The sequence below is a fragment of the Paenibacillus melissococcoides genome, assembly GCA_944800085.1.
Taxonomy (GTDB): Bacteria; Bacillota; Bacilli; order Paenibacillales; family Paenibacillaceae; genus Paenibacillus_B; species Paenibacillus_B melissococcoides.
Map to the genome: position 1 here is coordinate 116,864 of CALYLO010000012.1, position 13,741 is coordinate 130,604.

Consider the following 13,741-nt stretch of genomic DNA (forward strand, 5'->3'; position numbering starts at 1 on the left):
CTCTGTACAGTCTCTATCCGAGCGTTTTCGTTTTTCCCGCATCCACATTCTCTGTTGACTCGTTACCTCGATCATTTTGCAATGCCTATGAGACACTCCCTTTTTTTCTTTTCCGTTCATACTCCGTTCATATTTCGCTGCTATCTTGAATTCGTTCGTTACGGTAGTGCAGAGAAAAAGGAGGGGAGAGACAGACAACGATGAATTCGCTTATTCAATTTTCGATGAAACAGGTGGCGGCCGTCATCATCCTGTGCTGCATGCTGTTCGGGGGAGGGATCTATGCCGCGACCAGCCTTAAGGTGGACAACATGCCTGATATTTCATTGCCGATCGTCATGGTCACCGTTCCCTATCCGGGTTCGCCGCAGGATGTCATGGAAGACGTCACCAAGCCGCTGGAGAAGAAAATTAGCGGGATGGAGAACGTGAAGACGATTGAGTCCACTTCGAGCGATCAGATGGCGACCATTATCGTGACATTCGAGGAAGGAGCGGACCCGGATCGGAAAAAGGCGGACATGGAGAGCCTGTTCCAGGAGACAGAGCTGCCGTTGGAGGCGGGACGGCCCAAAGTATCGACATTCGGCGTCTCGTCCATTCCTACATACTATCTCGCCATTCAGGCGGGGGAAGAAATGGATCAGACGGAGCTGGAGCATCATTTCGAGCATGTGATCCGGCCCGGATTCCAGGCGATGCCGGGGCTCGATCATATGGATGTCATCGGCGAGCGGAAGACGGAGGTGGCGATCCGGCTGTCCCCGGAGCTGCTGCGAGTGAACGGGCTCACGCCGGCGCAAGTGTCCGAGGCGGTCCAGAGCGCGATGGCTGCCGGCCCGGCGGGTACCGTGGAGCTGGACGGCAACACGCTGCTCGCCCGGATGGACAACGGCCTGCGCAGCATCTCGCAGCTGGAGGCGATCCCGCTGGCGGCGCCGGACGGAAGCCAGTTAACGGTGGGCAGTCTCGGAAGCGTGGCAGAGATACGCGAATCGGCGTTCGCGGCCCGCATGGACGCTCGGCCTGCCATCGGGGTCTTGCTGTATAAGACCGGGAGCGCGAACGCCGTTCAATTCACGGACCAGGCCGATGACTTGATGGAGCGGTGGACCTCCGAATTGAAGGGGATTACGTTCAAGCAGGTGTACAATTACGCGGATGAAGTGAAGCAGTCGATTGGCGGACTGCTGCGCGAAGTCATGGTCGGCGCCGTGCTGGCTTCGCTCATGATTCTGGTGTTTCTGCGCAACATGCGGATGACGCTGATTGTGCTTGTGTCGATTCCGTTGTCCGTCTTGATCGCGCTGCTGATGATGAAGTGGCTCGATATTTCCTTGAACATCATGACGCTGGGCGGCATGTTCATCGCTATCGGCCGCGTCGTCGACGACAGCATCGTCGTTATCGAAAATATTTACAGCAAGCTGGAGCAGGCGGCCCGCAAGGAGGAGTCGGTCATCCTGCTCGCGACGAAGGAAGTGGCGAATGCCATTACGTCGTCCACGCTGACGACAGTAGGGGTCTTCGCGCCAATCGGCCTGATTAGCGGGCCGGCCGGGCAATTGTTCCGCCCGTTCGCGGTGACGCTGTCCTGCGCCATCCTGGCCTCGCTCGCCGTCGCGCTGACCGTGATTCCGATGCTGGCCAAATTGCTCGTGCTCCGCAGCGCCAACGCCAAGGCCCATGTGGAGCCGGGGCCGTCCGCCTTCACGGAGGGGTACCGGCGCATTCTGGAAATGTCTCTGCGCCATCGCTGGAAGACCTTGGCGGCATCGGCGCTGCTCTTTGTCTTCACGATGGTTGCGCTCGTGCCGCAGTTGTCCTTCACCTACATGCCGGAAGGGAATCCGCCGCGCCAGTTTTATTTTACGGTGAAGCTGCCTTACGAGACATCGCTCAAGACGACGGATGCGGTCGTCAAGGATATGGAGGCGAAGCTCCGGTCGGCATCGGACAAGGCGGGACGTCCCTTGTTCACCTTCGTCGAGGCCTTGGTCGGCTACGGGGGCGATCCGAACGCGATTCCATATATGGCCCAGATCTATACCGAAGTGAACGAAGACGCCGACGTGGAGCAGGTGAAGCGGGAATATAAAGAATCGCTTCTGTCCCTTGTTCCGGCCGGCAGCGAGATTGACACGCGCACCTTGTCGGGCGATTCGGGAGGAGGCGAGGATTTCTCCTACGTGCTGAAGGGAGAGGACAGCGGCAAGCTGCGGCAGGCCGCGGCCATTATCAAGGAAGCCGCGCTGCGCTACCCGGAGCTGACGGAGGTCAAGGACTCGTTGAGCGAAGCTTCCTCCGAGGTGACGATTCGGGTCGATCCGCAGAAGGCGCTCCAGACGGGGGTATCCCCGGCGGCCGTCCAGCATTCGCTTCGCACCTGGCTGTTCGAGCAGAAGCTGGGCGAATACCGGTTCGATGAAGGCCTGCGCGCGCTGACCGTCCAGACGGGAGAGAACGGCCGGCAGGATCTGGAGGGGGTCGGCAATATCCCGATGGAGACGGGGAACGGCGGCATGATTCGCGTCGCTGACATCGCGGATGTGACCCGGGAGCTGGCTCCCGCCTCGATCAAGCGGGTGAATGAAGAGCAGGTCGTGATGGTGACGGCCAAAATTATCGGCAAAAACAAGGGGGGCATCAGCGCCGATATCGCCGCTGAACTGGATCAGATTGAGCTGCCGGAAGGCGTGAGCCGTTCCGTGGGCGGCATCAGCGAGAACATCGGGGACAGCTTCGGCCAGTTGTTCGTCGCGATGGGCGCTGCCATCGGCGTCGTCTACCTCATTATGGTCTTGACCTTCGGCAATGCCAGCGCGCCGTTCTCGATTCTGTTCTCGCTCCCGTTCGCCGCGATCGGCGGCGTGTTCGGCCTGTTCGTGACGAACGAATCGCTGAACATTACCTCGCTTATCGGGTTCATGATGCTGATCGGCATTGTCGTCACCAACGCGATTGTCTTTATCGATATGGCGCAGCAATTGCGCAAGGCGGGCTTCGCGGTCCGGGAGGCGCTGGTGGAGGCCGGCGTGTCGCGCCTGCGGCCGATCATCATGACGGCCGGAGCCACTATCGTGGCGCTGCTGCCGCTCGCTTTTGGCTTCGGTCATGGCACGCTGATATCGAGAGGGCTCGCCGTCGTCGTTATCGGCGGACTGGCCGTATCCACGCTGCTGACCCTCCTGGTCGTGCCTGTCATGTACGACCTGATCGGACGGGGGAAGCGCAGCCAGGTTAACGCCTTGCCGGCTGCCGCTCCGGAGCAAGCGGAAGGAAAGGGGATGTAACGAATGAGACAGAGCAAGAAGAGCCGGCGCAAGCGCTGGCCCGGCATGATGGCCGGCATCACCGCCTGCGCCGTGCTGCTGGCGGCCTGCGCCGGCCAGCCGGAGAATGGGGCGGCGCCCGCGGAGGCGAAGCAAGCGGCTCCGCTCGTGAAGACAGCCGTCGTGAAGCGCGAGAAGATCGGCATGCCGGCCGAGCTGATTGCCGAGATCGCGCCTTCCGTCTCCATGGACGTCATGGCGAAGGGGGGAGGCGAGGTGACCGCCGTCCTGAAGAAGCGCGGCGATCGCGTGAAGCGCGGAGAGGTTATCGCCCGGCTGGATGACTCCGCCGCTCATATGAAAAAGAAGCGGGCGGAGCTTGCCATCCGCAGCGCCGAGAATCTTTTGGAGCAGACGGAGGAGAAGGAGCGGATAGGCAAAGAAGAGGTGAAGCAGAGCATTGCGAAGCTGGAACGGGAGATGGAGCAGCAGACGAAGGAATTGAACCGGCTCAAAAACGGATATGACGAAGGCACGGTAGAGAAGGCCGCCGTCGATCAGGCCGAGCTGCAATTGAAAAATTCGGCGATTGATCTCGGCGTGTGGAAGATGAAGCTGGAGGCGGCGGACAATAGCGATTCGAAGGCAACCGCCCGCCAACAGCTCGATACGGCGAAGCTGGAGCTTCTGGAGGCGGGGATGGCTATCGATGAGGCCCGGATCGCCGCGCCGTCAGACGGCATCTTGACCGAATGGACTCCGCAGCCGGGCATGATGCTTAACCAAGGGGGGACGATCGGCCGGATTGTGCAGCTTGATCCGGTCCTCGTCCGGGCCAAGCTTCCGGAAGACCTGCTGCCGCTGGTGGAAGGGAAGAACTCGCTTGCCTTTTATGTAAGCGATCGCCCCGGCCAGACCTATAAGGGCTCGCTCGCCTATCTGTCCGAGGTGATGGATACGCGCACCCGAACCTATGATGTGGAGCTGCGGGCCGCGAACGGCAAGGGGGAACTCAAGCCCGGCATGAAGGTGCGCATCCGGCTGGAGACGGAGGCGGAGCGCCTCGTGCCGGCCGTTCCGGCCAGCGCGGTCATCCGTGACGAGAGCAAGACGTTCGTCTTTGTCTATAAGGACGGCAAGGCGGTCCGGCAGGAAGTCGAGCTCGGTCCGCTGCAGGGCACGCTCTATGCCGTGACGGATGGACTGAAGGAAGGAGACACCGTCATCGTGACGGGACAGCATCGCCTGAAGGAGAATGAGCCGGTGTCGGTGGAGCCGCCATCCGCCAAGCCGCAGCAGCCAGAGAAGGGGGACAACCAATGAAGCCGAAGACGAAGCGGAGCTTGAAGCGAATCACGGCCGTGGCATGGGCGGTCAGTCTGCTTGCCATGGCGTTGACAGGGGCGGTGCCTGTGCCGGGACTGTCCGGCACGGCGGAAGCGAAGGAGCAGAAGAGCGACGAGGCAGCGCCCTCGCGCGCTTCGATCCAGACGGATGCGGCCGCCTTCATGAAGTCCGCCCACGGCATCGAGATCGCGGTGGAGCGGGTCATCTACGGACAGCGGGACAACGGGCGCTAGGTGGCCGCCGTGTTCCAGTTGAAGAATAGTTCCGGGAAGCGGGTCCGCATCCCCGATTATGAGCTCGCCGTCCGGATGGCGTCCGGGGCGGAAGCCGCAATGGAGCCGAGCGCGGGCAGCCCGCGCTTCCTCATGCCGGGCCAGACCGCGGAGTGGCGCTGGATGAGCCGGACGCTGGCGGAGGAATCCGCTCCGGTCCGGTTCATCTGGAAGAAGACGGACCGGGAGGTGTATCCGGCCAAGGTGACCGTTCTCGGCGGAATGCCTATCCGGGACGTATGGGAGAACGACTACAGCCCGATGACCGATCCGGAGAGGGTGAAGCCTTGGGGGCAGCCTTTTCAATTGAATGGTCCTGCCGGCACCTCGATGCTCATCTTTACCCCGATAAGCATCGTGAAGAGCTCGGGCAAGCCGGAACAGACGACGGAGCGGGCGCGCGAGAAGCTGGATACGGTGCATATCGTGACCTTGCGGGTAGAGAACCGGAATAATATTAGCGAGAAGCTCCCCGAGTTCACCTTGACCGCATGGTCGGATACCGCCATCTATGACGGGAAGCGGCTCGGCCAGCCGGATCCGCCCGTCCTCAAGCCGGGCGAAGCGGTTCAGTTGCGCTATGCCGTCGAGACGGGAGCGAACCGGGAGCTTACCCTGTTGCGGGTGCTGATGCCGGAGACGTTCCTGCCGCCCGACGCCTCTGATCCGGCTCAGGCGGTAACCTACCAGGTCGGGCGGATTCAGATTGCCGTGCCTAGGCAGGCGGAGGCCTCCGTGCCGCCGATCGATTATAAGCTGGGGACGCCGATGAAGTTCTCCTCCGGTTCGGATCTATTCCCGAAGGGGCTGAATATGTCCATCGAGGAAGACACGATGCTGGTGAACAAAGAGGCCGGCTTCACTGCGCTGCTCCTCCGGTTCAAGCTGGAGAACAAGAGCGGCTCGTCCATCATCCCGCCGCCGTTCCATGCGGAGCTTGAGGGCGCGGACGGGACGCGGTATGGCGGGGAACGAATCGGCACGCCGCCGGCCGAACCGAAGGCGCTCATCCCGAATGCCGCCATCGTCGAGTCGCATCTGTTCATTCTGCCGGAAGGCGAGACGGGCAAGGATCTGCTGCTGCATCTTGTCGACAACCGGGAAGAGAAGGGTTACCCTGTCGTCATGGACACGTTCCGCTTCTCGACGACGCTGGACAACACCTCCGATCTCATCTACGACATGTATCCGTTCCGCATCAAGATCGACAATTGGGATGGCAAGTGGATCCGGGACGTGAATCCGATGACGCAATCGGACTCCTCCTACGACCTGGAGCTCAGGCTCAATATCGATCGGGCGCGGCAGGTGATGGCCGATGCGAATCTCTCCCGTATCCGGCTGGAGCTGACGGATCATGGCGGCCGGGTACTGGGAACGAAGCAGTTCTCGCTCGTCGACGAGCCGCGGCTGACGGACGGAGTGCAGCATATCTATTTCGAGAATATCGGTATGGCGAGCGTCAAATATCCGGTGATGGTCAATTTCTACGAGACGCTGGATACCCCGTACGGTCCGGTCAAGCGGTTCTTGGGCCGGGTCATCCGGAATTAGCGGCGAGAACCACTCAAACAAATGCAAAAGCATGGCCAAGGCTGCAGAACCTGAGAAGGTTTTGCAGCCTTTTTGAATGAAGAGAACGGAGCGATCATCTCTATCCGTGGCAGCGGCATGAAAAAAAGAGTGTATTCTAGTAAAATGGTTTAGTAAAATAGTTAATAATGCAACCCATAAATGTTAACCAATCAGCCGGGAGGGGGAGGGGTTCGCCAAAAAATCGGGTTTCATGGATAAAACAAGTGCTGTAGGAGGGAAAGCGGCTTGAAGAGCAGATTGAAGGAAATTGCGGAGCTTGCGGATGTATCGGTCGCAACGGTGTCCAACGTATTGAATGGCCGTAAAAATGTAGGACAAGCGACCCGGGAGCGAGTGCTGAAAATATGCATGGAGAGGGGATACTATTCAAGCTCTTCGAACAAGGCGGTGAGCAGCAGCACCGTAATGTTCATTTTCAGTGATTTTGATCGGGAATATTACTTGCGGATTATTAAAGGAATTAACCATTGTCTGACGGAGAATGGCTATGATTTGGTTATTTGCACGAATAAGTCCAGTCAAAAATTTATGCGCAATAACTTCGCCTGCGGGATCATTTGCCTTGATCGCCATATGAGCGACGACGTCCTGATCGAATACGCGAAGCCCCATTTCCCGGTCGTGCTGATGGATCGGATGATCGCCCACGATTACGCAAATACGAAAAGCGTCGTCGTCGATAATTATCCCGTCATGTGCGAGATGGTTCAAGGGCTTGTGGACAAAGGGTACAGGCGGTTCGGCTTTCTCGGCGGGGTCGACTTCACGCTGGACCACAAGGAACGCTTTGCGGCTTTCAAGGATACGCTTCATCACAATGGCCTGACCTTCGATTCGCGTCATTATTTCCATGGCGATTACAGCGAGACGAGCGGGTACCAGGCGGCGAAGCTTATCATTCTAAGCAATGAACTGCCGGAAGTGCTCGTCTGCGCGAATGACCATATGGCGCTCGGCGCGTTCAAGGCCTTCGAGGAAAATAAGATCAAGGTTCCCGAAGACATTGCGGTGACGGGCTTCGACAACACCGACGCGGCGATGATGGCGGGACTGACGACGATCGCGATTCCGCGGTATGAATGCGGTTACTTGGCGGCGAAGGAGCTGCTGGCGATGATACGCGGCCAAGCGAATCGGGAGCCCGTGAAGCTGAATGCAACGATTCAATGGAGAAAAACAACGAAATGAGTAAAAATATATAATCATTTTACTTAGTTAAGAGTTAAAGTTTATCTAATAAAGAATAAAAACATCGGATTATTTCACTTATTTTTTATTGCATTCACACAAAATATCCGTTAAGATGTGTTTGTAAGCGCTTAACTACGAAGTATTCATCTTAATCGGGGAGGCGTAAAAAATGAGTAAGAGAAAATACATTACGCGCACGCTTAGCTTGCTGACCGTGCTGGCCGTGATTACGGCGCTGGTAGGTTGCGGCGGCGGATCGGACAGCAAAAATGCCAATCCTTCCACGGATTCTTCGGGGCAGGAGAAGATGAGTAAGATTACGATTTTCCAATCCAAGGTTGAGATCGCAGAGCAATTAGAGAAACTGGCTCAGAAATATACAGAGGAAACCGGCAATGAGGCGGAAGTATGGGGCGCTGCCGGCGATAACTATATTACGCAGCTGCAGGCGAAGTTGACGAGCAACCAAGGGCCGTCCATCTTCAGCATCGGGCCGGGCACGGAAGCCGAGAAGTTCAAGTCGTATTTCTACGATATGAGCAATGAAGGGTACGCGAAGAATGTAGCGCCGAACATGGCGTTGGAAATGGACGGCAAAGTGACGGGCATTCCGTATGGCGTTGAAGGCTACGGCCTGGTATACAACAAGGATCTCGTCAACCCTTCCGAGGTGACGGACCTGGATTCCTTCACCAAGACGCTGGAAAAGTTCAAGAATGAAAACATCAACGGTCTGGCGCTTTCTCAAGAAGCGTATTTCCTCATCGGCCATATCATCAATACGCCGTTCGCCTTGCAGCCCGATCCGGTCGACTACATTAATAAGCTGAACAAGGGCGAAGTGAAGATGGCCGACACGAAGGAATTCCAGGAGTTCGCCAAGCTCATGGAAGCCATCAAGGCCTATGCGAAAAATCCGATGGAGATCAAGTACGATACGCAAATGGGTGACTTTGCAACCGGCAAGACGGCGATGGTGCATCAAGGCAATTGGAGCTACTCGATGCTGAAGGACTTCGGCGACTTCGGCTCCAACATCGGAATGATGCCGCTTCCAATCAACGGCAACCAGAAGCTGACGGTAGGCGTGGCAAGCTACTGGGCCATTAACGGGACAGCGGATGCCGATGAAATCAAAGCCGCAAACGCTTTCTTGGATTGGCTCTTCAACAGCGAGACCGGCAAGAAGACGATTGTGGAGGATTTCCAGTTCATTCCGGCTATGACCAATATCGACGCAGGCAATATGGACCCATTATCTCAAGCGGTATATGAAGCCACGCAGAGCGGGGAGACGTTAATGACGGCGCACACCTACTTCCCGGCTGGCATCATTACCAACGATCTGGCGCCGGCAGCTCAAGCGTTCTTCCTGGATAAGTCGATGACGGGAGAGCAATTCCTCAAGAAGCTGGATGAAATCTGGGCCAAAGCGACCAAATAATTATAAGATAGTTGCTTGAAGACAAAAAGCCTAACCCATGGGTTTACATACATGACCGTGTTAGGCTTTTTGTCATTCTGGCTCTCGTCATCAGGTTCCAGCGTGATAGGGCGGCTGGCTTGAACTTTACCGGAAAGTCCAGCGGTATGATGTCAAGTCCCTGATTGATGAGAATTGGAAAATTTCCTTGGCGTGCAGCAGGATCAATCCCAAAAAAGGCATCACCAAACTAGACCCAGTCGAAAATTAAGTAAAATACCATAATTTAACTGGGAATTAGAGAAGAAAATTCATGAGCCAAGGCATTATTGCTCTGTCGGCTTCACCTTCCTTCTGGGCGTATAGAGTTGGTCGTTGCGTAGCAGCACATCGACCAGACGCACAAGTTTTCTTGCCGTTAAGACGAGGGCACGTTTGTGTTGATGCTTAGGGACTTCATTGAATTTCTTCCGGTAGTACTCCCCGAATTCCGGGTCGCGGTTTTTTACCGAGTTGGCAGCTTCAACAAGGTAGTAGCGAAGGAATCGGTTGCCGGAACGAATGCGCTTTGTATCTTCCGCCTCGAAGGAGCCGGATTGGTGCTTGCGCCACGTCAGACCCGCATACTTGGCCAAGGCGGCTTGATCCGTGAAGCGGTCGATGTCGCCGATCTCGGCCAGGATGCCTGCGGCATAGACCCGATCAATGCCCGGAATGGAACGGAGGCACTGGCTGCTGGAAATGCCGTCTAAAATGCGCTCAATCGCCTTGTCGAGCTCTTTAAGCTGACTCTGGATGCTCCGGATCGACTGAATTGAGGTGCCCAGCACCAAATCAATGGAATCCTCGACAACCTTCGAGAGACGGTACGAGGCCCGAGCCGCCTTTTGAATACAGCGGGCGACGTGTTCGGGATCGGGGAAACGATTTCTCCCCTTGTCCTTGAGATAGTCAGCCAAACGGGCGACATCCATATTCGCCATCTCATCCAGACTATACTTTTCCGAGAGCATTTCCATGATGGCATGGCCGAACACGGAACTGTCCACCTCCGCGCGAAAAGCATTGCACTTGTAGAACAGATTTTGCAAAAAGTATTGCTTCTCGCGGGTAAGGTTGTGTACGAGATGGAATCGCATGCGAGTGAGCCGCTGCAAGGCGATGTACTGTTCCTGCATCACGATAGTCGTCGTGAGTCTGCCAAAACGCAGGCGGTCTGCAATGATCCAGGCATCGATGCGATCGGTTTTGTCCAGGTCGGCATAAGCGTCTTTGAATTTGTTAATCAGCTTCGGATTAATGGTGAACACCTTGGCATTCAATTGTTGAAGGGCCTCATCCTCATGCAAGTACATGGCTGGATGCCAACTGTAGACGGATGTGGCTTCAAGCCCGATATGAACCTCAGAGCAGGCTGTCTTGACCGCAGCAGAAATGATGCGATCCCGCAAGTAAGAAGCGCCGTGCAGATTGTTGGTGGTCTTGAAGGTCTCCAGGGTGTCGCCATCCGATTTCATCAAACAGGCTTCCAGTTCTTCGGAACTGACGTCAATACCGACAAAAAGCTTCAAGAGAATTCCTCCTTTCTATAAGGGATTCAGGGAACGGACTCTCCGGACTGTCTCCGGCGCACTCGCCGATCAATCACCCTCGCATATGAGAACACGCTTCGGTTCACGAGCTGCCCCGACGCTGCTACAGTCGGGCATGAGTTGCCGAAGGGAACAGCCAGCGGGTAAGAAGTGCAAGCGAGTACCGGAGAAACAGACTTAAAAAGTAGATTGGACTACAGGAGGGAGACGAATTTCCCCGAATGGAACCCTAAGTTCCATTGTCCAGAGACATTCCGGAAAGTCCAGTCCCCATATTAATTTTCAATGTGCAAGCTGGAAATTTTGAAGGCATTCTATGTTTCTATAAAGGACTGGAAAAAGACTCAAAACTGCCTTCAGGAAATACTATACGAGAAGGGATTACCATGAAGAAGCGGAAGGACCGGCTCTGGTTTGCCTTATTTACGCTTCCCCTGCTTTTTATCTTTACCACCGTCGTCATCATACCGTTTCTGTTCGGTATTGCTTATTCGTTCGTCCAATGGGACGGCATTCCGGCCAACCCCAAAGTGTTCGTCGGGCTCGACAACTATATTCAACTGTTCCAGGATGAACGATTCCTGGCATCGGCATGGCATACATTGAAGTTCACGATTCTGGCCGTGCTGCTCGTCAATGTGTTCGGTCTCGCTTTCTCTCTCTTTGTCACCGCGAAGCTGCGAGTGCGCAACCTCGCCCGTACGATGTTCTTTATGCCGAATCTGATCGGCGGACTGATTCTGGGTTATATCTGGCAATTCATATTTACGGATGCGATGGGCTATATCGGCGAGAGCACGGGGCTTACCAACGTATTTTTTAACTGGCTTCTCGACTCTCAATTCGCCTTGTTCGCTTTGGTGGTCGTGTTCACGTGGCAGTTTGCCGGTTATACGATGATTATTTATGTGGCCGGCCTTCAAGGCGTGCCGGATGAACTGATTGAAGCCTCGAAGGTGGATGGAGCGAATTGGTGGCATCGCCTCACCAAAATCACGCTTCCGCTCCTTATGCCCGCGTTCACGATCTGCCTCTTCCTGACGTTGTCCGGCGCATTCAAGATTTATGACGTGAACTTGAGCTTAACGCGCGGAGGTCCGAACAATGCGACCGAGATGTTCGCGATGAATATTTTCAATGAGATCTTCGCTTACGGCAATTACGGTCTCGGACAAGCGAAGGCCGTGCTGTTTTTCCTTGTCGTGGCGGTCTTTACCCTGACTCAGGTGTTCCTGACGAAGAAAAGAGAGGTGCAGTACTAATGAAGAAAACGAGCAAATGGCTGCTTGAACTATTGCTTCTTCTGCTGGCTCTCCTCTTTTTGTCGCCGATCTATTTGATGCTGGTTAATTCATTCAAGAACCGTGCGGAGCTGTATGAGAGCGCGCTCGCTTTTCCGACTTCATTCAGCTTCCAATACTATAAAGAAGCCATGGAGAAGATGAATTTCTTCACCGCTTTCGGCAATTCGCTGTATGTCACGGTTGTCTCCGTCATCCTTGTCATTGTGTTGGCGTCGATGACGGCCTGGATGCTGGTTCGCACCGACAATAAGCTGAGCAAAATCATTTTCATGACCTTGGTAGCCACCATGCTCATTCCGTTCCAGACGCTGATGATGCCGCTGATGCAGGTGATGGACTGGATTCGCACCCATCTTCATATTCCGATGCTGAATACCCATGAGGGCTTAATCTACATGAACGTAGGCTTCGCCTCGGGCATGGCGGTCTTTCTCTATCACGGATTCATCAAGTCGATCCCGATCGATCTGGAGGAGGCGGCAACCATCGATGGCTGCAGCAAGTTCGGGGTGTTCTGGAGAATCGTCTTCCCGATGCTCAAAAATATTACGATCACGGTAGCCATTCTGAACGTGATTGCCCTGTGGAACGACTACTTGCTCCCATCCCTGACCTTGGCGGACAAAGGACTGAGAACGATTCCGCTGTCGACCTTCTACTTCTTCGGCGAGTTCACGATCGTATGGAACCAGGCGATGGCCGGGCTGACGCTCACGATCATCCCGATTGTTCTCTTCTATATCTTCGCGCAGAAGTATATTATTAAGGGCATTGCCGCGGGTGCGGTGAAATAAAAGGACAGGCTTGGATCATAGTTCCCTTGCCTCGGATACCATTCCAAAACACAGTTGCAATTCAGCACCTTGACAGCTTCCAATGAATCCCTTAAACTGAGGTTTAAGGAGCATGATTGTTCCTGAAAAAGCCGGAGATCCTCTGCCGTATAAGTGAGGGACGAAAGAAGCCGGAGATCCTCTGCCGTATAAGTGAGGGACGAAAGAAGCCGGAGATCCTCTGCCGTATAAGTGAGGGACGAAAAAAGGTAGAATGGGTAGCATTTATTTGCTACCCTTATTTTTTTAGGAGAATTGAAATGAGGACAACTATAAAAATTTGTGGAGTTCAATCAGTCTATTTAGATTATCTTCGTGAATTCGATAGATTTGTTAGTAAGGATCCAACCCAAAATCGGAAGTTTGTTGGTATCCTGCTTGAAGTAAATGATTTTTCTTATTATGCTCCATTGTCTTCTCCTAAACCAAAACACGAGTTGATACCAGACACGGCGCCTGATGTCATTAAGATAGATCGTGGAAGATTGGGGATTATTAATTTGAATAATATGATTCCTGTTCTACCGCCTGTCATCATTCCCATTCAGATCGCGAGTGAACCCGACAATCGGTACCGGCAATTATTGACGAAACAAATGCTGTATGTTCGGAAAAATGAAGAAGCAATCAAGAAAAAAGCAAAACGATTGTATCAAATTGTGAAGAGCCAGAAACAACCAAAGTTGAATGCCCGCTGCTGCGACTTTCTCTTATTAGAACAAATGGCCATGCAATTCGGCGCCATATCACCTGTCGCTGCCGAAGAAGCGGCGCCTGCCAGTAGTGAAAATGATAGTAACGAAAAATAAAAATGAGCCGTCGAAATCGTGTCGCGGCTCAAATTATTTTACGCTTGAATAAAGTATGTTTAACTGAATAGATTCTAAGCAACAAGCAACTGGAACAGTTCT

General features: G+C 54.6%; 10 protein-coding genes. 9 read left to right on the forward strand and 1 reads right to left on the reverse strand.

Annotation, left to right across the window (positions count from 1 at the left end):
* The first annotated feature begins 200 nt into the window (after positions 1 to 200).
* From OCY70_RS29355 to OCY70_RS29380, 6 genes are all read left to right on the forward strand, one after another.
* Positions 201 to 3,293, forward strand: coding sequence for an efflux RND transporter permease subunit (locus OCY70_RS29355; protein WP_213431016.1), 3,093 nt, complete (start codon positions 201 to 203; stop codon positions 3,291 to 3,293).
* Between the two features lie 3 nt (positions 3,294 to 3,296).
* Positions 3,297 to 4,595 (forward strand): efflux RND transporter periplasmic adaptor subunit, encoded by a 1,299-nt coding sequence (locus OCY70_RS29360; RefSeq protein WP_213431015.1) that lies wholly within the window; start codon positions 3,297 to 3,299, stop codon positions 4,593 to 4,595.
* Positions 4,592 to 4,852 (forward strand): hypothetical protein, encoded by a 261-nt coding sequence (locus OCY70_RS29365; protein WP_249725614.1) that lies wholly within the window; start codon positions 4,592 to 4,594, stop codon positions 4,850 to 4,852. The genes OCY70_RS29360 and OCY70_RS29365 overlap by 4 nt, the downstream gene beginning before the upstream one ends.
* A gap of 9 nt (positions 4,853 to 4,861) precedes the next feature.
* Entirely contained in the window at positions 4,862 to 6,445 is a 1,584-nt protein-coding gene (locus OCY70_RS29370; protein ID WP_249725613.1) for a hypothetical protein, read from the forward strand.
* 267 nt (positions 6,446 to 6,712) lie between these two features.
* Positions 6,713 to 7,675 carry a LacI family DNA-binding transcriptional regulator gene (locus tag OCY70_RS29375; RefSeq protein WP_213431014.1) on the forward strand — a complete coding sequence of 321 codons (963 nt, stop codon included), beginning with the start codon at positions 6,713 to 6,715 and terminating at the stop codon, positions 7,673 to 7,675.
* A 172-nt stretch (positions 7,676 to 7,847) separates the two neighbouring features.
* Entirely contained in the window at positions 7,848 to 9,122 is a 1,275-nt protein-coding gene (locus tag OCY70_RS29380; RefSeq protein WP_213431013.1) for an ABC transporter substrate-binding protein, read from the forward strand.
* Positions 9,123 to 9,427: 305 nt separating this feature from the next.
* Here the strand turns inward: OCY70_RS29380 and OCY70_RS29385 are convergent, their stop codons facing one another.
* A complete protein-coding gene (locus OCY70_RS29385; protein WP_261944499.1) occupies positions 9,428 to 10,672 on the reverse strand; it encodes an IS110 family transposase in 1,245 nt (414 codons plus the stop codon).
* A gap of 407 nt (positions 10,673 to 11,079) precedes the next feature.
* On the opposite strand from OCY70_RS29385, the gene OCY70_RS29390 reads away from it, so the two are divergent.
* From OCY70_RS29390 to OCY70_RS29400, 3 genes are all read left to right on the forward strand, one after another.
* Entirely contained in the window at positions 11,080 to 11,955 is an 876-nt protein-coding gene (locus OCY70_RS29390; protein ID WP_213429592.1) for a carbohydrate ABC transporter permease, read from the forward strand.
* Complete coding sequence (locus OCY70_RS29395; RefSeq protein ID WP_213429591.1) at positions 11,955 to 12,791, forward strand: carbohydrate ABC transporter permease; 837 nt, start codon at positions 11,955 to 11,957, stop codon at positions 12,789 to 12,791. Before OCY70_RS29390 ends, OCY70_RS29395 begins: the two co-directional genes overlap by 1 nt.
* A 299-nt stretch (positions 12,792 to 13,090) precedes the next feature.
* Positions 13,091 to 13,639 (forward strand): type III toxin-antitoxin system ToxN/AbiQ family toxin, encoded by a 549-nt coding sequence (locus OCY70_RS29400; protein ID WP_213429590.1) that lies wholly within the window; start codon positions 13,091 to 13,093, stop codon positions 13,637 to 13,639.
* Positions 13,640 to 13,741: the final 102 nt, after the last annotated feature.